Raw genomic sequence first — 26,926 nt, 5'->3', positions numbered from 1 at the left:
GAAGCATTTCCAACCGGTATCATGTAGCGTTTATGAGCCACCAGCAAGCCCCCTGATACTCCGATTCTTAATCTTTAATTGTTAATTCCTAATTGCTTATATTTATATTCAACTGATGCAAAACTGATGCAAAGGCTCCTTACGCTGTTTGTCAGCTTAATTATCCTTGTACCTGGGAGCGCTCAGAAGATATGGATTTCAGGGGCTGTAGAAGATAGCATCTCTCATAATCCCCTTGCAGGAGTGATCATCACTGTCGTCAATGATACCGCCACGGTTATTACCAATCAGTACGGGCTTTTTCGGATTGCGGTGCCCTCTCAGGACGCAACATTATTATTCCAACACAGTAAATACTTTCCCAAACAATTATCTGCGGGAGCTTACAGTCGTATGCTTGTGCAATTGAATGCCCTTGAAGAACAGGCAGAAGATGCCGTGAAAAAGGCAAAGGCAATTGCACGTGAGCGCTCTTCCAATGGATCTAATCCCAATTATGGTAATGCGCTGATGGGAACCCGGGCTTTCTTTGATGAAACCTATGGTACACTGTATGAAAACAAATTCATCGCAGCAGATGCTGAAATACCTTCTTTGTTTGCTGTAGATGTGGATCGCGCGGCCTATAGCAATATCCGCCGTTTTGTGAAACTGAAAGAGCGTATTCCTGCGAATGCAGTACGCATAGAAGAAATGGTAAACTACTTCCATTATAGTTACCCATTACCTCCCGCCGGACAAACACTCGCTATTTATAGCAATTATGCCACCTGTCCATGGGCGGAAGATCATCGCTTGCTACAGATTGCAGTACGGGGAAAAGCAGTCAATCTTGATAGCCTTCCGCCCAGTAATCTTGTTTTTCTGATCGATGTTTCCGGTTCTATGGCTATGCCTAATAAATTACCGCTCTTACAGGCAGCCTTCCGCATTCTGGTGAATAACCTGCGTAGCAATGATCATGTGGCCATTGTGGCTTATGCAGGTGTACCCGGGGTGATACTTCCCAGTACACCGGGAAGTGCAAAGAGTAAGATCCTGAATGCGATCGACTATCTCAGTGCGGGAGGGGCTACTGCTGGTGAGGCTGCGATTAAACTGGCTTACCAGATCGCAGAAGAGCACTTTATCAAAGATGGGAATAACCGGGTGATATTAGCGACGGACGGTGATTTTAATGTGGGGCAGACCAGTGATCACGACATGGAACAACTGATTCTGGGCAAAAAGGAAACGGGTGTATTGCTTACCTGTCTCGGGTTTGGAATGAAGAACTATAAAGATTCCAAATTAGAGACACTCTCCAGCAAAGGGAATGGCAATTTCGCCTATATAGACAACCTTGAGGAGGCCAATAAGATATTTGCGCGTGAGTTCGGTAGTACCCTGTTTACGGTAGCCCGGGATGTACAGGCTGATGTTGTATTCAATCCGCGTACGGTGAAATCATATCGGTTGATAGGATATGAGAATAAAGTAATTAAAGATGATGATTCTGCCCGTCAGATAGGAGGAGGAATTATAGGCGCCGGACACTGTGCGGTGGCTATCTATGAAATTGTACCCCAAACAGGACTGACACCTGCTGATAGTATGCTGGCGGCCGTACATCTTGCTTACAGGGAAACAACAGACACAAGTATAAAAAGACTGTTCTACAATGTACCCGGTCATCTGACCAGCTTCCAGCAGTCCTCCGATGATTTCCGTTTTGCAAGTGCAGTAGCGCTGATGGGGATGCTGCTCAGAAAGTCAGGTTATAAAGGCAGCGGTTCCTGTGATATGGTGATGGATATTGCCAGACGTTCTTTGGGTGATGACCCCGGAGGATATCGCCGGGAGTTCATCACACTATTGAAAGACCTGAAAAAATCAAAGAATTTAGAAAAATAAACGACCCTAGCGCACAATCCTGTAGCACTTTCTGATCAGCTTTTGCTGAAAGTCGAAAGGGATGGTTTGTGAAGTAATGTCTTTAATCTCAGTAGCCAGTATACGGTCTGCTTCCAGTACAAAGCGACGGTAGTTGTTGCTGAAGTATATGATACCACCCGGTTTGGTTGCTGCCAGTACTTTGTTAAGAATGCTGACATGATCCCGCTGGATATCCAGAAATTCCTTCATACGTTTACTGTTCGAGAAAGTAGGCGGATCCAGTACAACAAGGTCAAACGTTTCTGCGGGAAGCGTATCCAGATATTGCAATACATCAGCATGAACAAATTGATGCTTGCTGACATCAAAGTCATTCAGCCGCATATTCTCTTCTGCCCAGCCCAGATAGGTTTTTGACAGATCTACAGAAGTCACCTGTGCGGCATTACCTGCTGCTGCGTATACTGAAAATGAGCCGGTGTAACAGAAAAGGTTCAGCACCTTTTTACCTGCACACTGTTCTTTTACCATACCACGGGTAATACGATGATCAAGGAACAGACCGGTATCCAGATAATCGGAGAGATTTACTTTGAACTTCAGTCCTGCTTCGTGTACAACCATCTCATGGCTTTCGAAGGACAGTTTCTCATATTGTTCCTGTCTGCTGGCTTTTCGTTGCCGTTGCTTAACGAACACCTTTTCAATAGGCACTTCCAGTATTTTGGAGATCACTTCCAGACAAAGGTCCAGCCATTCTTCATGCGCTTCTTCTTCCATACCATGCTGGCGATGATACTCTGCCACGTAGATATGGTCCTCATACAGCTCAATACTGAAGGGGAATTCTGGAATATCGTCATCATATACCCGGAAGCAGGTGATATTCTGCCGGCGTGCGGTTTTACGAAGGTGTTTGTACACCTTTACCAGCCGGTTCTCTAGCATCTGTAATTTGGAAGGATCGAACATGTAACCTGTAAAAAGTAAAAGTGCAAAGGTAAGCTTAGCAGGGGGAAAAGATAAAGAAAAAAGCTGTCGCGCCTTTCGGCGGACAGCTTCCTCTATGATGTGTAAAGTACAAAGTACTTAGCTGAAAATATCTCTTACCTTTTCGAAGAAGCCTTTTTCAGACTTTTCCGGGTTTGGTTTGAAGTTGTCGGATGACTGTACCTTTTCCAGGAATGCTTTTTCTTCACCGTTTACCTGCTGAGGCGTCCATACATTTACATGGATCAGCTGATCACCTTTCTCGTAAGAGTTTACGGAAGGGAAACCTTTGCCTTTCAGACGGAAAATCTTTCCGCTCTGTGTACCGGCTGGTATCTTGATCTTTGCTTTACCATCAATGGTTGGTACTTCCAGAGAGGTGCCAAATACGGCATCCGGGAAGGATATATACAGATCGTAGGCAACGTTCAGTCCGTCACGCTGCAGCTCAGGATGCGGTTCCTCTTCGATAAGTATAAGCAGGTCACCGGGAGCGCCGCCTCTTTCGCCGGCATTCCCCTTACCACTCAGGCTCAGTTGCATGCCTTCCTGTACACCTGCAGGGATATCGATGTTCACCATTTCCTCACCATATACGCGTCCTTCACCTTTACAGTGACCGCATTTGCTGGTGATGGTCTGACCTTCACCGTGACAGGTAGGACAGGTAGTTACTGTCTGCATCTGTCCCAGGAATGTCTGGGTTACTTTCCTTACCTGACCGGAACCACCACAGGTACCACAGGTCTGGAATGCGTTTTTATCTTTTGCCCCAAGGCCACTACAATGGCTACAAGGAACATATTTTTTAACCTTGATCTTTTTGTTGGCGCCTTTGGCTATCTCTTCGTATGTGAGTTTGATCTTAACACGGAGGTTAGAGCCACGGGTACCTCTGCCACGTCTTCCGCCAGCACCACCGCCACCGCGGTTACCACCGAAGAAGCTACCAAAAATATCATCTCCGAAAATATCCCCGAAGTTCGAGAAGATATCATCCATGTTCATACCGCCGCCACCGCCAAAGCCACCGCGGTTACCCATTCCGGCATGACCGAAACGGTCGTATTGTGCCCGTTTGTCGGTATCGCTTAATACTTCATAGGCTTCGGCTGCCTCCTTGAACTTTTCTTCCGCCTCTTTATTATCGGGGTTCCTGTCAGGATGGTACTGCATGGCTACCTTACGATAAGCCTTTTTGATCTCATCCTGGGAAGCGGACTTGGCAACACCCAGTATTTCGTAGTAATCTCTTTTGGTAGACATATATCACACTAAAGCCGGCAAATTGCCGGCATGGTTAATGAAAAGCATTTCTGTCAGAACGTCACCTATTTTCCCACTATTACCTTGGCGTGACGTATCAATTTGTCATTCAGGTAATATCCTTTCTGCATATCATCGATCACCTTTCCTTTCAGATCCTCAGAAGGTGCGGGAATCTCAGTGATGGCATCGTGGAGATCGGGATTAAATTCGGTGTGCAAACTGTCCATAGGTTTAAGGCCCTTAGCTTGCAGGGTCGATTTTAATTTATTGAAAACCAGCGCAACACCATCTTTTACGGCATTGATATCAGCGGCGCTTTCTATCTGTTTTGTGGCACGTTCACTATCATCCAGCACATCCAGTAAAGAGATGATCACCTCTTTATTGGCAGTCTGCATCAGTTCGATACGTTCTTTAGCAGTACGTTTCTTGAAATTATCAAATTCTGCAACCAGACGAAGGTATTTATCCCTCATTTCGTTCAGCTCCTGCTGTTTTTTATCCAGTTCGCTTTCATCCGCCAAGGCATCGTTAAGGTTTGTGGTGCCGCCCAGGTTCTCATCAGCGTTAATATCCGGCATGCCTTTACCATTTTCGGTGTCCTGTCCGTTTGTCTGCATATCGTTTTTGTTTTCTGTCATGAAGTAATATTGTCTGCAAAGGTACACCAGACAATTAACTTGCCAAGCCGGGAAAAGGAGACAAATTGACACAAGAATGCCCACATCAGTAATTCCCGTATGCGTAATACTGAATTGTCCTACCTTTGCAGCCTGGAAAAAATTGTAATGACCAAAGTTTTTTTAAAGAAAAAGATACAAAACCGTGTGCTGCAGGGCCACCCTTGGGTGTTTGGGAATGAAGTCGGACAGATCGAAGGGCCTGTAACAGCCGGTGATACGGTAGATGTATTTACCCATCAGGGGTTCTTTGTTGGTAGAGGATACATCAACCCCCAGTCACAGATCCTGGTACGCCTGCTGACCCGTGACAAAGACGAGCAGATTGACGCGGAATTCTTCTACCGCCGTTTGCTGAAAGCATGGAAATACCGTCAGCAACTGGGATATGTGGAAAACTGCCGTCTCGTATTCGGAGAGGCCGACGAAATGCCGGCACTGGTAATTGACAAGTTCAATGACCACTTCGTATTGCAGACACTGGCATTGGGTATGGATCGCTGGAAAGGCGCTATCGTGGACGCCCTGAACAGGATCTTCTCTCCAAAAGGTATCTACGAGCGTAATGACGTTCCGGTACGTGAACTGGAAGGACTGGAACAACAGAAAGGATTCCTGAGTGCCCCTTTTGATACCAACGTGATTATCAATGAGAATGGCCTCAAATTCCATGTAGATATCGAAAATGGCCAGAAAACAGGCTACTTTCTGGATCAGCAGGATAACCGCCGCGCCATTCAGCATATAGTTAAAGATGCAGATGTACTGGAAGCGTTCTGCTATACCGGTACTTTCTCCTGCCACGCTGGTCACTATGGCGCTAAAAGCGTACTCGGACTGGATATATCAGAGCATGCCGTGAACACCGCCCGCAGAAATGCTGAGCTGAACAACCTGCAGGATATCTGTAAGTTTCAGGCAGTGAACGCATTTGATGTGCTGAAACAGTGGACCCGTGAAGAGAAGAAGTTTGATACCGTGATCCTCGATCCGCCAGCCTTTACCAAAAGCCGCGAAAATATCCAGAAAGCCATCACCGGTTATAAAGAGATCAACCTGCGTGGTATGAAGCTCCTGAAACCGGGTGGATTCCTCGTAACCGCATCCTGTACCAACCTGGTGCCACCGTCTCTCTTTTTGGAGATTATCGACATGGCAGCAAAAGATGCGAAAAAGAAACTGCGTCAGGTAACCTTCCAGACACAGGCGCAGGATCACCCGATCTTGTGGAATATCGAAAATACCACCTACCTGAAATTCCTGATCGTGGAAGTACAGTAATGGTGCATAACGATAAACGAAAAAGGGCCCGTTTTTTAAACGAGCCCTTTTTTATATTCTTTAAAGGAGAATTATTTAGTCATATTACTTGACGACATTGAACTTTCCGGACTCCACAAGGTTACCCTGTTTGTCTCTCAGTTGGAAAATATATAGACCGCTATAATATTTATCCAGTTCAACTGTAGTACGTGCGTTCAGGTTTTTTATCTGATCGATCCTCTTTCCAAGAAAATTGAATACAATAATCTCGTAACCTTGCTCGTTATTGTTCTGTAATTCGAAATTGATCCTGCTACTAGCCGGATTGGGATACGCCTTCACGAGTTTATTGCCCCCATCGGAGAATGGAGTGGTTTTGGCGCTTTGTGCTTTACCTACGAGGGATAATAGGCAAAAGAAGCAAGAAAATAAGAGTGTAGAGGTTTTCCACATACTCGCAAAGATAAAGATTTTTTCAAATATCACCTGATTTATTCCACAATATCGTCTTATGTAAAAATAACAAATGGCAAGCCAAATAAGAAGGCTTGCCATTATTTTTTGAAAAAATTTAACGCTTTAGGTTATTTTTTATTGCAGACCGTTCAGCGTGTTTTTAACTGCTTCAAAATCAGGCAGGTCACCTGCAGACTCTAACACCTGCGCATATCTGACAACGCCTTCTTTATCTACCACAAACGCTGATCTTTTAGATACACCCTTCAGATCCAGCACGAAATTCTCATAAAAAGCACCATATGCCTGAGAAATGTCTTTATTGAAGTCAGACAGGAGCGGGAAGTTCAGGTTCTGCTCAGCCTTGAATTTACCCAGCGTGAAAGGAGAGTCTACAGAAATACCGACAACGGCTGTATTCAGGTCGTTATAAGTACCAATGTTATCTCTGATACTGCAGAGTTCTGCAGTACATACACTTGTAAATGCCAATGGGAAAAACAGAATTACCAGGTTCTGACCTTTGTAGTCTTCCAGGGATACTTTCTGTTTTTCGGTATTCAGCAGTGAAAAAGAGGGTGCTTTTGCGCCAACTGTTACGTTCATCTGTTATTCGTTATAAAGGTTATAAGTTTATCAAGTCGGTGTAAAGATAGCAATTGGTACATAAGTTTAGAACCTTGGACAGTGTACAGCATCCATTGTACTGTTACGACTGTTCAGGAACCCTTTGAATACCAATGACACTTCAAAGCCGCCAAAACCATTCGTAGCCGGTTTCAGACCAGAAATATTGGCGTCATAAGTGAATCCGACCTCATACTTTTCCATATCCAGCCGGAAAGAAGGAATAATCGCATCCTTATAACGCATATACGCACCCACATAAAATGCCCGGGTACTTTCCAGCCCTTCATCATAAAGACTGTAACCCAGTAAGGCGCCTCCCAGATACTCGGCATATGTGCCCATATGGATCTCATTATACTGTGCGATCAGTTTCAAACGCTCCTGTAAGGGGAAGGTAATACCGGCATTGATCGTGAATTTCGGATCCAGCGCTACTGTTGCATCCTTATAGAACGACAGCTTTGGCCGGTTAAAGTGGAAGATAGCCGCACCTATATAATAGTTAATGTCTTCATTCTCTCCGAGACTACTGTTAAAGCTCAGACCCGCACCGGCGTCCAGATAGGAATATCCCCTCAGGGCCAGTCGCCCATCTTCTCCGGTAGGTGCCGTCGGATCAAACTGTCCGCCGGTATACTGGTTGTTAAATGTCACTTTTGTCTGATCAAACTGTCTCTGTACAATACCGCCGGTAAAGCCCACCGAGAGGAACATGTTCCTGTCCTGACTCAGTGACTTATGATAGTTGACTGCCGGTAATACCTGTACAGACTGCAGCCGGGCAGTACCCGCCCTGTCATACGTGAATTGAAGCCCCGCCGTAACAAAGTCTTCACTGTTGCCTACAGGAAATTTCAACTCAGCACTTAATGCCCCCGTCTGATAAGGAATAGTGACACTGTTCCACTGATTGCGGTATACCGCCTGAATACGATAATCCCCATGGAATAAACCGATCAGGGCCGGGTTACGTAAAATGGGAGTTTCATAGAACTGGGACAGGTGTATGTCCTGCGCGACCAGTGTTTGTGTGCTGCATAGGCACAGTGCCACTAACAATTTTCTACAGTTCATTCTCATGCTGGCAAGTTTTTTAGTCATATGGATTCGTGTGGGAGATGCTGACAGGTTACTACCTGATCAGCATCACATTTCCTTTTAACATAAATTCTTCATTGGAATCACATACCAGTTCTGCTACATAAACAAAGACATCCGGATTTGCCGGCTGACCGTTCATACGGCCATCCCAGCCATAGGTTGGATCCTCTATGTTAAAGTTGGTCCTTTCGAATACCAATTGTCCCCAACGGTTATATATCTTAAATGATTTTGCCACTTTGATACCCTTACCTCTGATGTAGAAAAGGTCATTCTGTCCATCATTGTTAGGGGAGAAGGTGTTAGGCAGGAACACCACACCTGAAGAACATACCAGATTCACCGTTACCGCATCCGAACTCGTACAACCAAATGCGTTGGTCACCGTTATCTGATAAGTAGTATTCTCTCTTGGCGAAGCCGTCGGTGTCAGACAGTCCGCGCAATTCAGGGAGGCTGCCGGTGTCCATTCAATCTTCGTAATATCTGTGCTACCAGTAACCGGTAACTGTATCGTCGTACCTACCGGTACAGAAAGATCATCTCCCGCATTAACGATAGGCGCAGAATGCACCGTTACAGTTGCTGTTGCCGTATCCGTAAAGCAATTGTCATTGCCATACCCAATGATCTGATAACTGATCGTTGATTCAGGTGTTACCATCGGATTGTCAACATCAGATTTATCCAGTCCTGTTTCAGGTGACCATTTATAAGTGACAGCACCACTTGCATGTAACTGTACAGAACCGCCTTCGCAGATATCTGCATTGCTCGCCTGTATCGTAAATGGCTGGGATACACTGATCTTCACGCTGCCTTTTGCCGCACAACCGGTCGCATTCACCACCGTTACGCGGTAAGTGGTATCGATATCAGGAGTTACTACCGGTGTGGCACTCTTTGGATCTGAGATGTTATAATTAGTCCACGTAATATCCGCACCCGGTTCTGTAAATACCTGCAGGTTCACCGATGCACCGCGACAGATAGAAGATTCTGCCGGTGTTGGTGTAAGGGTCGGATAAGGCGCTACAGTAATATCTCTGGTCACTGTACTGCTACAGGTACCTTTCGCACTGGTGATCGTCAGCTGAACCGGATAAATACCGGGTTGGGTATAAGTGACTGAATCTGGTACCCGTCCCGGATAATCCTGTCCATTGGTTGTCCAGTTCCAGACCGTTCCCGGCAGATTCCTGATTTCCTTTCCTGATAATTGAATAGCAGTCCCTACACACACCGGTGGTACGGTGTCAATTTCCGGATACGGACTTGGTTCTATAATGATCGTCTTCGTTATTTCGTCTACACATCCATAATGACTCGTCACGATCATTTTCACGAAATAAGTGCCGGGTGCATCATATAAGAAACTTGGATTAGGCCCTGTTCCAACATCATCTGTACGACCCGGAATCCCAAAGTCCCACAGATAAGTGGCCGGAACACCGTCCTCAATAGATACTCCTTTTGTTGAATCGGAGAACTGTACGATACCTCCGTCACAGGCATTGGAAAGATCAGCGCCGAAATCGGCTTTGATCTGATCTACTATCACTTTCGGACTGCCAATAGCCGGTACTGTACATCCTCTCTGGTCTTCCAGCAATACCGCAGGGAAATAGATACCCGGCTGAGTATAAGTGTAAGACGGTGAAGCAGGAGTGGTAGTAGTCACTGTATAACCGTCTCCAAAGTCCCAGATGAATTTCTGTGCGGTAGGAGATACAGCTGTCATGGAAGTGGTCAATGGTACACAACCAGTTTCGCGTGTGATAGCAAAGCTACCATCCGGACCAGAGATAGAAATGTTCTTAGGTCCGGCTGTCGGACTGGCACATCCGCCTTCTGAATAAACCGTCAGGGTTACCGGGAAAGTACCGGGTCTGATATAGTTGTGTAAAGCATTGTCTTCATCTGAACTGCTGCCATCCCCAAATGACCACGATACTTTCACGTAGTCAGAAGAGTGGTTGGTGAACTGCACTTTTACCGGCGGACAGATATCACCTGCTACTGCAGGTACTTCAAAGTCAGCTATCGGATTAGGTACTCTCAGGAAATCTTTTGTTTCAATATGACCGGTACAACCTGTGGTGCTGGTAACATCCAGTGTCACCGTATAAGTACCCGGTAGTGTGTAAGTATGTGTCGGGTTTTTGTCTGTGCTGGTAGCGCCATCTCCGAACTGCCATGCATAGGTCAGCGGTTCTGTAATAGATTCATTATTGAATCTGAACGGCGTATTCAGACAGGCAATGCTATCTGGTGCACTGAACTTTGCTGAGATGTTGTCAATGGTGATAACATGCGTGACAGAATCTGTACAACCTGTATTATCAGTTACGATCAGGGTAACAGAATAATTATTGATGACGCCATAGCTATGTGGCACAGCTATTGGCTGAGTAGTAAATGTCTGTCTTGGCGTCCCATCACCGAAATTGAATGTCCACGAAGTAATAGTGTTACCTGCGCGGGTAGTAGATGCATCGGTGAATGTAATAGCAGTGTCTCTGCATCGGCGTGCCGAAGCGGAGAAGGCTGCAACGGAACCATTCACGTCAATGGTAAGAGAATCTGATACGTGTGTACAACCATAGATGTCGATAGTAGTCAGTGCTGCTTTATAGGTACCCGGCTGATTGTAGGTATAAGCCGGTGTTGGTGAACCTGTATTCGTGCCGCCATCGCCAAATGTCCACTGATAAGAGGTGGTAAGACCCGGTATCAGCGATGTAGTAGCAAAATGTACGGTGGTACCACGACAGATCACGTTTTGATCTACAGTGATGGCCGGTTTATCATTCAGCAACCTTACCGTAGTGGAGTAAGTTGATGTACAACTACCGTTATCAACCGTCAATACTACGGTATAGGTACCTTCATTCGCCCATGTATGGGTTGGATTAGGTGTATTGTCTGTGGTACCGTCTCCGAAATCCCATGAGTAACTCCTTGGTGTAGGTGTAGTACCCCATGCAGTAGCGTCTGTAAATGATCTTGTCAGTGGTGTCGCACAGTCCATATCTGCGATGGTGAAGAATGCTGCCGGAGGATATACTTCAACAAAAGCCAGTTTGGTAATAGTACGTGTACAACCATTATTATCTACCGTCAGGATGACGTCATGTGTTCCGATAGTGCTGAATACATAAGAAGGATTCTGTACGGAAGAACCGCCATTGGCTGCGCCGTTTTCCACAAATGTCCATTGCCATGTCATGCCGGGCACCTGTGGTCTGGACAGATCGGTGAAATTGAAGACGGTTGGCTGACAACCATTGGGTTTATCAACAGAAAAATCCGGTATTACAGGTGTACCCACTCTGATCGGGTAAGTAGCTGTCTGTGTACAACCACCTCTGGTAGTGATATTTAATGTCACGACATAGTTACCCTGAGCGGTGTAAGTATGAGTGCCTACTGAATTGGTAGAAGAACCGCCATCACCGAAATCCCAATCGTAAGACACAATCGGATCTGCCACGTCAATATTGGCAGTCAGACTGGCATCAAAAGGTATACAACCCCGATTCAGACCAGCGATGGTCAGTACGGGTTTTCTGATAGTGATGGAGTTAATGGCTGAATCGAGACAGCCGGCAGTATTGCTAGCTACCACTTTCACCGGGAAGACGCCTTCCGTGGTAAAGTTGTGTAATGGATTCTGGATAGTAGAAGTAGTACCATCTCCAAATGTCCATGCCCAGCCATTTGCATTTGTGCTGGCAGTGGTAAACTGAACATTTATCGGCACCGCACAGGCAGATGTAGGGTTCATGGTAAAGTTGATGCCTGGTGGCGTTGACACCGTAAAACTTCTGGTAACCAATGCATCACAACCATCCTGTGTTACCGCATGCATAGTGACAGTATAGTTACCTGCAGTAGTGAAGCTTCTTACAGCATCCACGTTGTTGATGACCGTACCATCAGAGAAGGTCCATGTTGCAGATACCGGTGCTGGTAATGTGGTGTTCCTAAACGTGATATTGGTACCGGTACAGGTTTTTTCGAGGATGTTGAAATTCGCCTGCATGGTAGCAATCTTTATATAATCAGGCATGTCGATGGTCTGGGTACAGCCATCGGGAGTAGATGCCGTTAGTTTCACGGAGAAGTTACCCGTCGTAGTATAATCGTGTGTAGGGTTTTTGTCTGTACTGGTACTGCCATCACCGAAATCCCACAGGTAGTTCACGGTCGGTACTGGTCCGGCAGTGTTCATAGTGGTGGTATTGGTGAAGTTGACAGTGACCGGTGTACGGCAACCACCTTGTGTATTAGTTGTAAATGATACTTGTGGCGTAGGTTTGATATCCAGAATCTGTTCGGCACTGGAGGTACAACCAAAGCTGTTGGTGACGATAGAAGTAGCGATCATGCCGCCGCCTTTGTTGTAGGTATGGCTGGCAGTTGCGCCAGTTGCGCCGGTACCGTCTCCGAAGTCCCAGTTGATACCGGTAATCGTACCGTCTCCCGCAGTTGACTGGTCGCGGAAGTTAATCGTCAATGGCGTACATCCGGTAGTAGGAGTGGCGGTAAAGACAACATTGGGTCTGCGATAGACGTTTACAACATGTTGGGTGCTGCTTACTTGTCCGTTTGGAAAGGTGACAGTCAGCACTACGTTGAAAACACCAGGTCTGTTGAATGTTCGGCTGGGGTTCCATAACGTTGATCGTGCTCCACCGTCTCCGAAATCCCATGATGCGGTACCAACGGGTGTTGACTGGTTTACAAATTGAACGAAGGCTGCGCCGCAACCGCTCCAGTTGTCAGCAGTAAAAGCTACGGTATTTTGTGCCTGTGTCTTAGCACCGCATAGCAGGAGAAACACAACCAGATATGCTGTGGCATGGAGGAAGTGCTTGAATTGGCTTAGGTAATGGTGTCTCATTTTCCGGATATGGCCAGGACATAACGACCAGGCTCAGGTTGAAAAAAAGGAAAAAAGTATAAAAAAATAATTATGTGTTAATATTGGTTGTCCGTAGCTCAAACGTAGTCTTTTCACAAAAGGTCGGGGGGCTGTCCCTGCATCTCACAAAATTTATTCCAGCTTAGGCTGAAAATGAAAGACTTACGAAAATAAAAGCTCAACAATATAAAACAAAAGTATGATTTATAAATATTATATATGCCTAGTGCTCGGAACCATATTGTTTTCGGTTTCAAACAGTGTTAAAGGGCAGGAAGTAAGCGCCGCAGTTTTTAATGACTCCATCCGGAATGGGAATGTGCAGGTGTTTGATGTACGCACTGCCGGTGAGTACAATACAGGACACCTGTCCAATGCTTTGCTGGCGGATTACACAAAGAAGGAAGAGTTTACAGAAAGAGTAAAGTATCTGGATAAGGATAAAACGGTCTATATCTATTGTCTGAGTGGCGGACGTAGTGCAAAAGCTGCCAGCTGGATGCGTGAGAACGGTTTTAAAAAGGTAATAGAGCTGGAAGGTGGGATTAATGCGTGGAAACAGGCAGGTCAGCCGGTAGAAGGTGTTGCTGATGTAAAACAGATGACGGTTGATGCATTCCGTTCAGGTATTGATAAAGGAGAAGTATTGGTGGATGTAGGAGCTGAGTGGTGTCCTCCTTGTCGTAAGATGGCGCCTGTACTGGAGGCGTACCTGTCTAAGCATAAAACAGTACGCCTGTTGAAAGTGGATGGTGGTCGTGATCAGGATGTCATGCAGTCTATAAAAGCGACTTCCCTGCCTACTTTCATTTTGTATAAAGATGGCAGGGAAGTGTGGCGCAAACAGGGAGTATCCGAACAGTTATAGTCCGTAGATATCTCCGAATTTCTGCGTCGCATAGTCCAGAAAATATTTGAAATTCAGTGGTTGTCCGGTTATTTTCTCACATAGTTCATTCGAAGTAAAGGTACGGCCATGGCGGTGTACCTGTTGACGCAACCATGTCAGCAGCGCATTGTATTCACCTTTGGCAATCTGTCCGCTCAGGTCAGGTAACTGTTCCTGTGCGGCGGCAAAGAATTGTGCCGCATAAAAGCTACCAAGGGAATAAGTGGGGAAATAACCGAAACTGCCATGAGACCAGTGTATATCCTGTAATACGCCCTGCGTATCATTCGGTACTGTTACATGCAGGAATTCTTTATAATAGTTGTTCCAGACATCGCGAAGCTCAGATGTCTTATAGGTACCGTCGAGCAATCCTTTCTCAATTTCATATCTCACCATTACATGAAAATGATAGGTCAGTTCGTCTGCTTCCGTACGGATCAGTGAAGGCTGTACCAGATTAATGGCTTTGTAAAAGTCTCTCAGACTTACATTACCAAGATTGTCCGGAAATACCTGCTGTAACTGTGGATAATGATGTTCCCAGAAGGCAATGCTACGGCCAACATTATTCTCCCATAATCTTGATTGTGATTCATGAATACCCAGACTGGTAGCTTCGCCGGATGGAAGTCCGTAGGCCTCCGGATCCAGCCCCTGTTCATATAATGCGTGTCCGCCTTCATGAATACAGCTCCAGGTCATATTACCAAAATCATTTTCGTCGATACGGGTAGTCACCCTGACATCCTGCGGATTAAAGCTGGTGGTAAAAGGGTGTTCTGATACATCCTGCCTGCCGGCATTCATATCGTACCCCATGGCTTTCAGCAGTTGAATACCGAATTCCCATTGGCTATTGCGTTCATAGCGGAGGTGCAGGAAATCTTTCTGTACGGGTGGTTTTTGTTCGATATTACGCAGGAGCGGCGTCAGTGCTGTTTTCACATCATTAAAGATGGTGTCCAGCATGGTCGTGTTGGCGCCTTTTTCATATTCGTTCAGGAGGGCATTATAAGGATGACCTTCATAGCCCAGTATATCGGCTTCCTGTTTTTTCAGTTCCACCATTTTTGCCAGTACCGGTTCGAATACGGCATAGTTGCCTTCTTTTCTGGCATTGATCCAGGCATGATAGCATTCATTGGTGGTTTTGGATAACTCCGCCACGAAGCTGGCCGGGTATTTTGCATTTTTACGATAGTCCTCCAGTGAGAGGGTAATGTTTTTGGCAGCGACAGAGTCCAGAGTTTGTCTGTCATTGTCCAGCGATTCCAGCAGTGTTCCCAGGTCGGCAGAAGTAAACAGCTCATGCGCGATGGTGCTGAGTGTTGTCATCTGTTGTCCGCGGAACGCAGCCCCTTTCTCCGGGAGATAGGTTTCCTGGTCCCAGCTGAGTACGGCGATCGCATTCCGGATGTCAGCGATCTGCTGCATCTTTCCTTTGTAGGTTTCGTATCGTTTTGCTGCAGAATAGGTAGTCTGTGCCATGCTGTTGATTTTGTGCAAAAGTAGGGGTAAATTACCGCTCAATTATGAAGATCAGGGATATTACCAATGCCATAGCGGCATTTGCACCATTACAATATCAGGAAAGTTACGACAATGCAGGATTGCTGTTTGGCAGTGCCGATTGGGAACTGACAGGCGTATTACTGACGCTGGATGCTACGGAAGCCGTTATAGACGAAGCCATCGAAAAGAAGTGTAACCTAGTGGTGGCACACCATCCGATTGTATTCGGCGGATTGAAAAAGATCAATGGAAGCAATTATGTAGAGCGGGTGGCTATCAAGGCCATCAAGCACGATATTGCCATTTATGCAGCCCATACCAACCTGGATAATGTACGGAACGGTGTTTGCAATATGATGGCAGAACGATTGGAATTACAGCAGCGCAGTGTGCTGTCTCCTAAGCGGGAACTGTTGCGTAAGCTGTATACTTTTGTGCCTCAGGCAGATGCGGAAAAGGTGAGAGCTGCCCTTTTTGCTGCCGGCGCCGGACATATTGGCGCTTATAGTGAGTGCAGTTATAATGTGGAAGGGACAGGCACCTTTAAGGCAGGAGCGGGAACTAACCCTCATGTAGGCGGGCAGGGACTCCGTCATCTGGAGCCGGAAACAAAGGTAGAGGTGATTTTTCCCGTATATTTGGAGAATGCGGTGGTGAAAGCCCTGCTGGGAAGCCATCCATATGAAGAGGTGGCTTATGATATTGTGAAGCTGGAGAATGCGTATGCAGAAGTAGGTTCGGGACTGATCGGAGAACTGAAAGCGCCAATGGAGGAAGAAGCATTCCTTCGCTGGGTAAAGCAGCAGTTCAACACCGGTTGTGTGAGATATACGCCTCTTAGAGGTCGTCCGGTAAAGAAAGTGGCATTGTGCGGAGGAGCGGGCAGTTTCCTGTTAAAGCGGGCAATTGCAGCAGGGGCGGATGCCTATATTTCAGCCGATTTCAAATATCATGAGTTTTTTGATGCTGAAAATCAAATTGTTATAGCGGATGTAGGACATTTCGAGAGTGAGCAGTTTACGGTTGAATTATTTTATCATATATTGACTGAAAAATTCCCTAATTTTGCGCCTCTTAAATCTACAATTCGTACAAATCCGGTAAATTACTTATAAAAACATACATGGCTACTGTAAAAGAATACTCCGTAGAAGAAAAATTGGCGTCTGTGCTTAGGCTACAGAAGATGGACTCCAGACTGGATGAAATCCAGGTGTTGAAGGGAGAGTTGCCGATGGAAGTAAAGGATCTTGAAGATGAGATAGAGGGTCTGAACACCCGTCTGGCTCACGTAGAGGATGAAATCCGTGGTATCCAGGACTTTATTGCCAATAAGAAAACGGCAATCAAGGACTCAGAGGCCCTGATGAAGAAATACGAGAAGCAGCAGGATAACGTTAAGAATAACCGTGAGTTCGAAGCCATCACTAAGGAGATTGAAATGCAGTCTCTGGAGATCAAACTGGCTGAGAAACATATTAAAGACGCGAACGAAGAGGTAAAGGATAAGAGCCGTGTTCTGGAAGGTGCAAAGAAACAGATTGCTGACAAAGAATCTAACCTGAAGCACAAGAAAGGCGAACTGGAAAAGATCATCGGTGAAACTGAGAAAGAAGAGAAAGCTTTCCGTAAGCAGAGCGATGAAGCGCGTACTAAAGTAGAAGCACGTCTGCTGGCAGCTTATGAGAAGATCCGTACCAACTACCGTAACGGTCTGGCTGTAGTAACGATCTCCCGTGATTCCTGTGGTGGTTGCTTCAACGCGATCCCTCCTCAACGTCAGGCGGAAATCCGTCAGCGTAAAAAGATCATCGTGTGTGAACATTGCGGTCGTATCCTGGTTGATAATGATCTGGATGCTACAGTGACTATCTGATAGCGCTTTGTAACTAACTTATTTTAATAGTGCAAAAGTCCCGGCTCCTATGCCGGGACTTTTACATTCCGGCAGGCAGAAATTGAAAATTTGGTTTGGAATTTGGTAGATAGGCCCGGAGTTATTAATCAGATATATTTTTGTCCATGCGCATATTTTTCCTGCTGGGGTTATTGTTGAATATTACTATTTCTGTATCAGGGCGTCAGAAAGTCTATGACTTTAACACCCGTTGTCAGCAGGCTTATGATGCGATCATGCAATTGCGTCTCGATGCCGGAGCCGCCCTCCTGGCAGAAGAAAAGAAAGCCCATCCGGATAACCTCATTCCTTATTTCCTCGAAAATTATGCGGATTTTTTCACCCTCTTCTTTAATGAAGATCCGACAGAGTATGCGCAGAAGAAATCTCTGAAAGCTGAACGTGTGGCATGGATGGAAGAGGGACCGGCCAATTCACCTTATTATCTGTATACGCAGGCAGCGATCCGTTTCCAATGGGGAATGGTGAGACTAAAATTCAACGAACGCTGGGATGCGGTATGGGAAATCAGGAAAGCCTATCAGCTGTTAAAAGAGAACCAGAAGAAGTTTCCGCAATTTTTGCCTAATAATATGTTGCTGGGATCTATGCAGACCGTATTCGGTACCATTCCCGAAGGGTATCGCTGGCTTTCTAATACCCTTGGTATGAAAGGCACGATCAAAGAAGGGATGCAGATGGTACAGCAGGTGATTGACAGTAATACAGAAGTGGCCCGCCTGTTTAAGGAAGAGGCCTGCTATTATTACTGTTATCTGAAGCTTTTTGTGGAAAACAAGCCGGAAGATGTATGGGCATTTCTCCAGAAACATCAGCTGGATACAAAAAATAACTACCTTTTCGCCCTGATGGTGGCTAATATTGCCATGAACAATCAGAAAGCCTCGCTGGGAATTAAGGTGCTGACAGAACGGAATGATAATGCGCAGTATGAAGAGATCCCATATGTTTATTATGTATTAGGGCAACTGAAACTGTGCCGGCAGGATGAAGATGCGAATGTTTATCTGCAAAAATTCATTGACCGGTTCAAAGGGAAGTTCTACCTTAAGGAAGGATTACAGCGTCTGAGCTGGTATTATTACTTAAGGGGGAATATGGATGCAGCTAATAAATACCGCAGCCAGATCCTGACGAGAGGGAATACGGAGACAGATGCTGATAAACAGGCGCTGAAAGACGCAAAGAGTGGGAGATGGCCTAATCAGCTTTTATTGAAGGCCCGTTTGCTGAGCGATGGCGGTTTCTTCCCGGAGGCACTGAAATTGTTGCAGACGAAGAAACCGGCTGATTTTCCGATAATGGAAGAAAAACTGGAATATGCATACCGTCTTGGCCGTATCTACGATGAAATGGGGCAGGATGATAATGCGATTACCATGTATGAAGCTACAGTGAAAGCGGGTGCCAACAGAACCGAACATTTTGCCGCAAGAGCTTCCCTGCAAATGGGATATATTTATGAAAAGCGCAATGACAAAACCAGAGCGCGGCAATGTTATCAGGCCTGTCTGGACATGAAAGGGCACGACTATAAAAACTCACTCGATCAAAGAGCCAAGGCCGGAATACAACGATTGAACGGCGCTTGAGGCCGTCACTACGCAGATACACTTCGTAGTACAAGTATTAATTTGCGGAATAATCCAATGTGATATATTCGTATTTCCAATACTCCTTATGCTACAGAAATTAACTATCAAGAACTACGCGATCATTGATCACCTGGAAGTGGATTTCTCCGGCAACCTGAATGTTATTACAGGGGAAACAGGCGCCGGTAAATCTATTGTACTGGGGGCATTGTCATTAATACTGGGAGAGAGGGCTGATCCGGGAATGCTACTGGATAAGGGATCTAAGTGTGTGATTGAGGGGATTTTCAAAGTCAGGAAATCTCAGGTGGCTGCCTTTTTTCAGGAACACGAGCTTGATATGGAAGACCAGCTGATCATCCGCAGGGAGATCAGCGCCGCCGGCAAGTCCCGTGCTTTTGTCAATGATACGCCTGTCAATCTGGGCCAACTGACCGAATTAAGCCAGTATCTGGTGGACCTGCATCAGCAGTTCGACACCCTCGAACTGGAAAAGTCTGATTTTCAGCGGGAAGTCCTTGATGCTCTGGTCAATCAGCCGGCAGTTATGCAGCAATATCAGCAGCAGTATCAGCGCTACTCACAGATACAGCGCCAGCTGAAACAGTTGCAGGACCAGCGCGACAATGCCAACAAAGAACTCGATTACAACAAATTCCTGCTGGATGAACTGAGCGACGCTTCATTTGCACCTAATGAGATCGAAGATCTGGATGCAGAACTGAAGGTGCTGAGCCATGCAGAGGAGATCCGTAATACACTCAGCCGTGTTTATTTCCAGCTGAACGAAGACGAACAACCTATCTTACAACAGCTGAAGCAGATCCAGTCTTCCGTACAGGGCCTTGCGTCTTATCACAAAGATGCGCCTGCGGTAGCACAGCGATTACAGTCTGTATATGTAGACCTGCAGGATATCTCCTCAGAGATCGGTCATATGAATGATCAGGTACAGTTTGATGGCGCCCGTATAGAACAGGTGAATGAACGTGTGTCTTTAGGGTATAAGCTGTTGAAAAAACACGGTGTGCAAAACACAGCGGAATTGCTGGTCATTCAGGAAAAGCTCACCCAAAGTGTCGAGGGAGTGCTAAACCTCGATGAAAAACTGGCCGGACTGGAAGCGGAAATTGCGACCCTTCAGGCAGCCCTGCAAAAACTGGCGGAAACCATTACGGCTGCACGTGTCAAAGCGGCTGAACCGTTTGAGAAAAAGGTGAATGCACTGCTGGCACAGGTAGGTATGCCAAATGCCCGTCTGAAAGCTGCAATCACACCGGGAGCACTGAATCCTTATGGCCAGGACACGATCGAATTCCTGTTTGACGCCAATAAAAGCGGACAGTTCGCTCCTATCAGAAAGGTGGCTTCAGGTGGTGAGCTGAGTAGGCTGATGCTGTGTATCAAATCTCTGGTAGCCCGCTCTGTGGCATTACCAACGCTGATATTTGATGAAATCGATACAGGTATCTCCGGAGAGGCTGCCAGACAGGTCAGCTTTATTATGGAAGATATGGCCCGTGGTCACCAGATCATCTGTATTACACATCAACCGCAGATCGCAGGTAAAGCAGATGCACACTATTTCGTATTTAAAGATGCACGTGACGGTAAGATCACCACGAACGTACGCCTGCTCACAAGAGAAGAACGTATTAATAAGATCGCACAGATGCTGAGCGGTGAAAAACCGACAGCCGCGGCACTTGAGAATGCAAGAGAGTTGGTAAAATAGCTAAACCGCTGACTGCTTTTCAATTAATCTTTTTTTTTCAACTATAACAGCTATTTTTGCCGAAATTAATTATTGAACCCAATGGCTCATAACTTATTAAAAGGAAAGAAAGGTATCATATTTGGTGCATTGGACGAGAAGTCTATGGCCTGGAGCACAGCATTACGTTGTGTGGAAGAAGGCGCCGAAGTAGTGCTTACCAATGCTCCTATAGCGTTACGCATGGGAGAGATCAACAAACTGGCTGAACAGTGTAATGCTCCTGTTATACCCGCTGATGTTACCAATATGGATGATCTGAAAAACCTTTTCACTAAATCCATGGAGCATTTTGGCGGCAAAATTGATTTCGTACTGCACTCTGTGGGTATGAGTATCAACATGCGTAAGGGCAGATCTTACACCGACCTGGATTATGACTTCTCTCATAAAACATTCGATATCTCCGCTATGTCCCTGCATCGTGTGCTGCAGACTGCATATCAGCTGGATGCATTGAATGACTGGGCTTCCGTAGTAGCGCTGAGCTACATCGCTGCACAGAGAGTATTCCCTGATTACAGCGAAATGGCAGATGCTAAATCTATGCTGGAATCAGTAGCGCGTAGCTTCGGTTACCACTATGGTATCAAGAAGAAAGTACGTGTAAACACCATTTCACAGTCTCCAACCAAAACTACTGCAGGTGGTGGCGTGAAAGGTTTTGATGGTTTCATGGAATATGCTGAGAAAATCAGCCCGCTGGGTAATGCTACCGCACAACAGTGCGCTGATTACTGTGTGGTAATGTTCTCTGATATGACCAGAATGGTAACTATGCAGAATCTGTTCCATGATGGCGGTTTCTCATTTACCGGTGTTTCTGCTGCGATCATTGAGCAGATGGAAAAATAATCGTCGTATTAACATATTGAACGCCGTAAAAAAGGATGAAATAAACCTTTTTTGCGGCGTTTTTTTATTGTCCGGATGTGTCTGTACCTCATCGGGAACATCAACTGACAGGTAAGGTCATTGTTAGCCGCAACATGGATTCCGGATGGAAAATATGGTCGCTGATGTATGGCTTGAATATAGTTATACTATACTCATCTTACGCTAATGCTACGTTTTTTACGTAGCATTAGCGTAAGATGAGTATAGATAAGACAATACGTAAACAATACCGGAACTTATCCGGTAACAGGGAATGCATTATAAATGTGATAGAAACAGACAGGGACAAAGCATCCCCTTATCAGACCAGGCTATTCTTTTTAAGTATAGGCATCTGAAATTACGCCGGTTTACCCGGCTCAGTATCCGCCGGTCAGGGTTGGTTTGCTGACCGGGGTACAAAAAAGCCGCTCCCCTTGACTAGAAGGAACGGCTAAGTTTTTTAAGCATAGGCGAATTGCTGAGGCAACAATAATGGAAAATATTCCGTCTAATACTCATCTTCGTTGAAGAAAAAGTCGTCTTGCGACGGATAATCAGACCATATATCCTCTATGCCTTCATAAATTTCCCCTTCGTCTTCCAGTTCCTGCAAGTTCTCAATCACTTCAATCGGTGCACCGGAGCGGATGGCGTAATCTATCAATTCGTCTTTCGTAGCTGGCCATGGAGCATCCTCCAGGTATGAAGCTAATTCTAAGGTCCAGTACATGTTATCGAAATTTTTACTTTCTGAATTTTCGCAAAAGTATTATTTAATTTGAAATAAACAACTATTACTATTTTAAAGGTTATTTTACTTTTCTTTGAGTATGCTAACCGCACGCAATCTTACCAAAAATTATTCCAACTTACACGTGCTGAAAGGTGTAAGTGTTTCCGTATCGAAAGGAGAGATCGTTACTATCGTAGGCTCTTCAGGCGCCGGGAAAAGTACCCTGTTACACATACTCGGTACACTGGATACACCCACTTCAGGAGAAGTATGGTTGAATGATACCAATCTTGGCCTTTTAAAGGGGAATGCACTGGCTGATTTCAGGAATAGGCACATGGGCTTCATTTTCCAGTTTCATCACCTTTTACCGGAGTTTACTGCCCTGGAAAACGTATGTATACCCGCTTATATTGCAGGTACCCGTAAAGCAGCTGTGAAGGAAAGAGCCGTATACCTGCTGGAGACACTGGGATTATCTGGCAGACTGGAGCATAAACCCAATCAATTATCAGGAGGGGAACAGCAGCGTGTGGCCGTAGCCCGTGCACTGATCAATCAGCCGGACATAGTCATGGCAGACGAACCGACTGGTAATCTGGACTCTAAAAATGCAAGAGAACTGCACCAGCTATTTATAGAATTGAGAGATAAATTCCAGCAGACCTTTATTATTGTGACACATAACGAAGAACTGGCGCCAATGAGCGACAGACAGCTGGTCATGAAAGACGGAGGAATCGTAGGGGAGATCCTTGCGTCTACGATACAGAAATAAATACAAGGCTCAGATCCGGGGTTTCCAGGGTATTTCTGCCACTTGGAAGGTATGACCAACCCAACGGGCCAATACAAAGAGATAGTCGCTCAGGCGGTTTATATATTGCAGCACCAGCGGTTCTATGAACTGCTGCTGTTCCTGCAATCCCACACAGAGGCGTTCTGCCCTTCTGCACACGCAACGGGCCACATGGCAGGTAGATACCGCTACGTGGCCACCGGGAATAATGAATGACTTCATTTCCGGTAATACCTCGTTCATTTTGTCAATGCTGTGTTCCAACAAAGTGATATCTCCGGCATGGAGATCAGGAATCCGCATTTTTGTATCCTTTTCAGGATCGCAGGCAAGGGAGGATCCGATCGTAAACAGACGGTCCTGTATTTCCCTTAACAGGCTGATTGTATCAGGATAAGCTGTCAGATAGTCACTGACCAGCCCGATATAGGAATTAAGCTCGTCTACGGTGCCGTAGGCGTCAATACGAAGATCGCTTTTAGGTACTTTGGTGCCGCCGATCAGAGCTGTTTTGCCCTTGTCACCTGTTTTGGTGTAGATCTTGAAAGACATGAGGAAGAATTAATAATCAGGAATAACAATTACGAATCAGGAATTGGTCAGCCATCAGCAGACATTAAAACACAATGCCTGTAATCAGCCCATGAAGTTCCTGAATTTCAATTCCTGATTCCTGATTTTTTTATTATTTCACCGCTTCCGCGAGGATTTCCGCATTCAGTCTGTCAGATTCTATCAATCCGTCACGCAGACGTACTACTCGGCGGGCATGGGCGGCAATATCTTCTTCGTGGGTGACCAGCACAACCGTATTACCGGAGGCATGGATACTACCGAAGATATCCATGATTTCGATGGAAGTTTTGGTATCGAGGTTACCCGTAGGTTCATCGGCGAGTATGAGGGAAGGATCATTCACGAGGGCGCGGGCAATGGCCACACGCTGACACTGACCACCGGATAACTCATTTGGTCTATGCTTGTAACGTTGTCCGAGACCTACTTTTTCCAACATAAAACGGGCTTTGTCTTCCCGGTCTTTCTTGTTGATACCGGCGTAGATCAATGGTACGGCTACATTTTCCAGTGCACTGAGACGTGGCATCAGGTTAAACTGCTGAAATACAAAGCCTATTTCTTTATTACGCACCCTTGCCAATGCATCGTCCTCCATCTGGCTCACATCGTGACCGCTTAATACGTATTTACCACTTGTCGGACTGTCAAGACAGCCGAGCATATTCATCAGCGTGGATTTGCCGGAACCGGAAGGCCCCATCAGCGCTACGTACTCATTTTTTAAAATGTCCAGATTGATTCCTTTCAGTACAGGCAGTTCATTTTTTCCAATGAAATAGCTCTTACGGATGTTTTCTAAATGGATGACGGAACTTGGGTGCATAGATTTATAGCGTTGAAAGTTGATTCTACTTCTTGATAACTTTCGGTACTTTGAAGTACTGATCGTTAGCAGCAGGCGCATTCTGTAAGCCTTCTTCCCGGGTTATGGAAGGAACTACCACGTCATCTCTCAGCACGTTCCTGTCTGCAGTCATGTGTAATAATGGTTTTACGTTAGTGGTATCCAGCTCGTTCAGTTTTTCTACAAAGGTGATCATGCGTTGCAGATCTCCTTTAATTTCAGTCTTTTCCTGTTCGCTGAACTCAAGCCTTGCAAGGTCTGCCAGTTGCTGTACCAGCATCTCATTCACTTCCATAAATCAAATTAAATGAAAAAATAATAATTATCGGACAGGGTCCGCGTTAAAGTTACCTTAAATAGTCGATAGTCCATAATTGGCAAATTCCTTATTTTGCACCCCATTATGGCTACATCAAAAGAAATAGTGGTAAGCGGAATCCGCTCTACCGGTTATTTACATCTAGGCAATTATTTCGGAGCTATCCGTAACTACATCAGGATGCAGGAAACTTTTAACTGTTATTTTTTTGTAGCTGACTGGCATTCTCTCACTACGCATCCTGATCCTAAAGACCTGCGCTCCAACGTATTCCGGGTGCTGGCAGAAAATATCGCTTCTGGTCTTGATCCTGAAAAAGTGGCCCTGTACGTACAGAGTGACGTACCGGAGATTGCTGAATTGTACCTGTTGCTGAATATGATGGCATACAAGGGCGAACTGGAAAAAGTACCCACTTTTAAAGATAAAGTACGTCTGCAACCTGAGAACGTAAACGCGGGACTGCTGACTTATCCTGTGCTGATGAGTGCAGATATTCTGATCCATCGCGCGGTAAAAGTACCGGTAGGTAAAGATCAGGAACAGCATCTGGAAATGGCGCGTAACTATGCACAGCGTTTCAATAAACGTTACGGTGATTTGTTCCCTGAGCCGGTAGCATTCAATTTCGGAGATAATCTGGTAAAAGTGCCAAGCCTTGACGGTGCGGGTAAAATGAGTAAAAGTGAAAATCAGATGGCTACTTTGTATTTGTCTGACAGTGATGAACTGATCCGTAAAAAACTCAACAAAGCAAAGACTGACAGCGGACCTGCTGAATCAGGCGCACCTATGCCGGATAGCATTGCAAATCTGTTCCTGCTGATGGAGCAGGTATCTACTCCTGAAGTGATCAAACACTTTAAGGATTTGTATGATAACCAGTCTATCCGTTATGGTGATATGAAAAAACAGCTGGGTGATGATATGGTCAGTTTCATTGCACCTATCAGGGAAAAAGCACTCGCATTGCAGAATGACCAGACTTACCTGAACCGGATTATGAAAGAAGGTGCAGAAAAAGCAAGGGAAAGTGCGGCACAGACTTTGCAACAAGCGAGAAAACTCATAGGTATTCACTACTATTAATAATTCTTTGTTTCCTTTAGCGGCAGCAAGTTTTTTCAATTGATAATCAAATAATTTGTAAATTTTAGATCGTCAACTGATCGCTTGTTGCCACTAACAGGCTGCAAACGAAATGATTAGTGACCCCTGATTCATCATGACAAAACAAAACAAGATCAAACATATAGCTATCGCCGGTAATATTGGCGCAGGAAAAACCACACTTACTGAACTGCTCGCACGACACTATAAATGGGCTCCCCAGTTCGAAGATGTTGAACACAATCCATATCTGAACGACTTTTACGAGGATATGCCCCGCTGGTCATTCAATCTGCAGATTTACTTCCTGCATGGCCGTCTGAGGCAATTGCTGGAAATAGAAAAAGGCAATCAGATCGTGATTCAGGACCGTACCATATACGAAGATGCGCATATTTTTGCGCCGAATCTGTATGAAATGGGCCTGATGACAAAACGGGATTTTGACAACTACTTCAGTTTCTTCGAAACAGTAAAGTCAATGGTGAAACCTCCGGACCTGCTGATCTACCTGCGTGCATCTGTACCAACACTGGTAGCGCAGATACAGAAAAGAGGAAGGGAGTATGAAGAAAATATTCGTCTCGATTATCTGAAAAGACTGAATGAATTTTACAATAACTGGATTGAAAAATACGCTGAAGGTCCTTTGCTGATCATCGATATCGACAAGAATAAATTCCCTGAAAGCGAAGAAGATCTTGGTGAGATCATTTCTAAAATAGATTCTCAGTTGCATGGATTGTTCTGATCAATCTGATCTCATTTTTTTAGTAAAGAT

23 protein-coding genes are annotated in these 26,926 nt (G+C 45.5%); 11 read left to right on the top strand and 12 right to left on the bottom strand.

Annotated features, from left to right (window positions below; all coding sequences use genetic code 11):
* Positions 1–126 precede the first annotated feature (126 nt).
* The gene (locus FEF09_RS02480; protein ID WP_146303520.1) at positions 127–1,893 is read left to right on the top strand and encodes a von Willebrand factor type A domain-containing protein; all 1,767 of its coding nucleotides are present in this window, start codon (positions 127–129) and stop codon (positions 1,891–1,893) included.
* Between the two features lie 6 nt (positions 1,894–1,899).
* Here the strand turns inward: FEF09_RS02480 and FEF09_RS02475 are convergent, their stop codons facing one another.
* The 3 genes from FEF09_RS02475 to FEF09_RS02465 form a co-directional block, all read right to left on the bottom strand.
* Entirely contained in the window at positions 1,900–2,847 is a 948-nt protein-coding gene (locus FEF09_RS02475; protein ID WP_146303519.1) for a class I SAM-dependent methyltransferase, read from the bottom strand.
* A gap of 117 nt (positions 2,848–2,964) precedes the next feature.
* Positions 2,965–4,131 (bottom strand): molecular chaperone DnaJ, encoded by a 1,167-nt coding sequence (gene dnaJ, locus FEF09_RS02470; protein ID WP_146303518.1) that lies wholly within the window; start codon positions 4,129–4,131, stop codon positions 2,965–2,967.
* Positions 4,132–4,196: 65 nt separating this feature from the next.
* Positions 4,197–4,775 (bottom strand): nucleotide exchange factor GrpE, encoded by a 579-nt coding sequence (locus FEF09_RS02465; protein ID WP_261387297.1) that lies wholly within the window; start codon positions 4,773–4,775, stop codon positions 4,197–4,199.
* A 147-nt stretch (positions 4,776–4,922) separates the two neighbouring features.
* On the opposite strand from FEF09_RS02465, the gene FEF09_RS02460 reads away from it, so the two are divergent.
* On the top strand, positions 4,923–6,095 hold the full coding sequence (locus tag FEF09_RS02460; RefSeq protein ID WP_146303517.1) for a class I SAM-dependent rRNA methyltransferase: 1,173 nt from the start codon (positions 4,923–4,925) through the stop codon (positions 6,093–6,095).
* Between the two features lie 84 nt (positions 6,096–6,179).
* Here the strand turns inward: FEF09_RS02460 and FEF09_RS02455 are convergent, their stop codons facing one another.
* From FEF09_RS02455 to FEF09_RS34485, 4 genes are all read right to left on the bottom strand, one after another.
* Positions 6,180–6,530, bottom strand: coding sequence for a T9SS type A sorting domain-containing protein (locus FEF09_RS02455; RefSeq protein WP_177222872.1), 351 nt, complete (start codon positions 6,528–6,530; stop codon positions 6,180–6,182).
* 138 nt (positions 6,531–6,668) lie between these two features.
* The gene (locus tag FEF09_RS02450) at positions 6,669–7,139 is read right to left on the bottom strand and encodes a redoxin domain-containing protein (RefSeq protein WP_146303515.1); all 471 of its coding nucleotides are present in this window, start codon (positions 7,137–7,139) and stop codon (positions 6,669–6,671) included.
* A 66-nt stretch (positions 7,140–7,205) separates the two neighbouring features.
* Entirely contained in the window at positions 7,206–8,237 is a 1,032-nt protein-coding gene (locus FEF09_RS02445) for a PorP/SprF family type IX secretion system membrane protein (RefSeq protein ID WP_186774167.1), read from the bottom strand.
* 58 nt (positions 8,238–8,295) lie between these two features.
* Entirely contained in the window at positions 8,296–13,170 is a 4,875-nt protein-coding gene (locus FEF09_RS34485; protein ID WP_146303513.1) for a PKD domain-containing protein, read from the bottom strand.
* Between the two features lie 247 nt (positions 13,171–13,417).
* On the opposite strand from FEF09_RS34485, the gene FEF09_RS02435 reads away from it, so the two are divergent.
* Positions 13,418–14,059: a rhodanese-like domain-containing protein gene (locus FEF09_RS02435; RefSeq protein WP_186774166.1), complete on the top strand. Its 642-nt coding sequence runs from the start codon at positions 13,418–13,420 to the stop codon at positions 14,057–14,059.
* On the opposite strand, the gene FEF09_RS02430 is transcribed toward FEF09_RS02435, so the two are convergent.
* The gene (locus FEF09_RS02430; protein ID WP_146303511.1) at positions 14,054–15,571 is read right to left on the bottom strand and encodes a carboxypeptidase M32; all 1,518 of its coding nucleotides are present in this window, start codon (positions 15,569–15,571) and stop codon (positions 14,054–14,056) included. The two genes, FEF09_RS02435 and FEF09_RS02430, sit on opposite strands and share 6 nt — an antisense overlap.
* Positions 15,572–15,615: 44 nt before the next feature.
* On the opposite strand from FEF09_RS02430, the gene FEF09_RS02425 reads away from it, so the two are divergent.
* The 5 genes from FEF09_RS02425 to FEF09_RS02405 all read left to right on the top strand — a co-directional run bounded on the left by FEF09_RS02425 (position 15,616) and on the right by FEF09_RS02405 (position 21,737).
* Positions 15,616–16,710: a Nif3-like dinuclear metal center hexameric protein gene (locus FEF09_RS02425; protein ID WP_146303510.1), complete on the top strand. Its 1,095-nt coding sequence runs from the start codon at positions 15,616–15,618 to the stop codon at positions 16,708–16,710.
* 8 nt (positions 16,711–16,718) lie between these two features.
* Positions 16,719–17,471, top strand: a complete 753-nt coding sequence (locus tag FEF09_RS02420; protein WP_146303509.1) for a zinc ribbon domain-containing protein — start codon at positions 16,719–16,721, stop codon at positions 17,469–17,471.
* A 146-nt stretch (positions 17,472–17,617) separates the two neighbouring features.
* Positions 17,618–19,105 carry a tetratricopeptide repeat protein gene (locus FEF09_RS02415; protein WP_146303508.1) on the top strand — a complete coding sequence of 496 codons (1,488 nt, stop codon included), beginning with the start codon at positions 17,618–17,620 and terminating at the stop codon, positions 19,103–19,105.
* Between the two features lie 88 nt (positions 19,106–19,193).
* Positions 19,194–20,843, top strand: a complete 1,650-nt coding sequence (gene recN, locus FEF09_RS02410; RefSeq protein ID WP_146303507.1) for a DNA repair protein RecN — start codon at positions 19,194–19,196, stop codon at positions 20,841–20,843.
* 81 nt (positions 20,844–20,924) lie between these two features.
* Entirely contained in the window at positions 20,925–21,737 is an 813-nt protein-coding gene (locus tag FEF09_RS02405; protein ID WP_089811657.1) for an enoyl-ACP reductase, read from the top strand.
* A 532-nt stretch (positions 21,738–22,269) separates the two neighbouring features.
* Here the strand turns inward: FEF09_RS02405 and FEF09_RS02400 are convergent.
* Positions 22,270–22,491: a DUF2795 domain-containing protein gene (locus FEF09_RS02400; protein WP_012794455.1), complete on the bottom strand. Its 222-nt coding sequence runs from the start codon at positions 22,489–22,491 to the stop codon at positions 22,270–22,272.
* A gap of 100 nt (positions 22,492–22,591) precedes the next feature.
* On the opposite strand from FEF09_RS02400, the gene FEF09_RS02395 reads away from it, so the two are divergent.
* A complete protein-coding gene (locus FEF09_RS02395; RefSeq protein WP_146303506.1) occupies positions 22,592–23,272 on the top strand; it encodes an ABC transporter ATP-binding protein in 681 nt (226 codons plus the stop codon).
* Positions 23,273–23,281: 9 nt separating this feature from the next.
* Here FEF09_RS02395 and FEF09_RS02390 read toward each other — a convergent pair whose 3' ends face one another.
* From FEF09_RS02390 to gatC, 3 genes are all read right to left on the bottom strand, one after another.
* Complete coding sequence (locus FEF09_RS02390) at positions 23,282–23,845, bottom strand: cob(I)yrinic acid a,c-diamide adenosyltransferase (protein ID WP_146303505.1); 564 nt, start codon at positions 23,843–23,845, stop codon at positions 23,282–23,284.
* A gap of 133 nt (positions 23,846–23,978) precedes the next feature.
* Complete coding sequence (locus FEF09_RS02385; RefSeq protein WP_146303504.1) at positions 23,979–24,695, bottom strand: ABC transporter ATP-binding protein; 717 nt, start codon at positions 24,693–24,695, stop codon at positions 23,979–23,981.
* A 25-nt stretch (positions 24,696–24,720) separates the two neighbouring features.
* On the bottom strand, positions 24,721–25,011 hold the full coding sequence (gene gatC / locus FEF09_RS02380) for an Asp-tRNA(Asn)/Glu-tRNA(Gln) amidotransferase subunit GatC (protein ID WP_146303503.1): 291 nt from the start codon (positions 25,009–25,011) through the stop codon (positions 24,721–24,723).
* Positions 25,012–25,119: 108 nt separating this feature from the next.
* Here gatC and trpS point away from each other — a divergent pair, with 108 nt between their 5' ends.
* Together trpS and FEF09_RS02370 are read left to right on the top strand one after the other, a co-directional pair.
* Positions 25,120–26,124 carry a tryptophan--tRNA ligase gene (trpS, locus tag FEF09_RS02375; protein ID WP_146303502.1) on the top strand — a complete coding sequence of 335 codons (1,005 nt, stop codon included), beginning with the start codon at positions 25,120–25,122 and terminating at the stop codon, positions 26,122–26,124.
* Positions 26,125–26,260: 136 nt separating this feature from the next.
* Positions 26,261–26,896, top strand: a complete 636-nt coding sequence (locus FEF09_RS02370) for a deoxynucleoside kinase (RefSeq protein WP_177222868.1) — start codon at positions 26,261–26,263, stop codon at positions 26,894–26,896.
* Positions 26,897–26,926: the final 30 nt, after the last annotated feature.

This window comes from Chitinophaga pinensis (assembly GCF_007896845.1).
Classification (GTDB): domain Bacteria; phylum Bacteroidota; class Bacteroidia; order Chitinophagales; family Chitinophagaceae; genus Chitinophaga; species Chitinophaga pinensis_C.
This window is presented reverse-complemented; position numbering and strand designations above follow the sequence as displayed.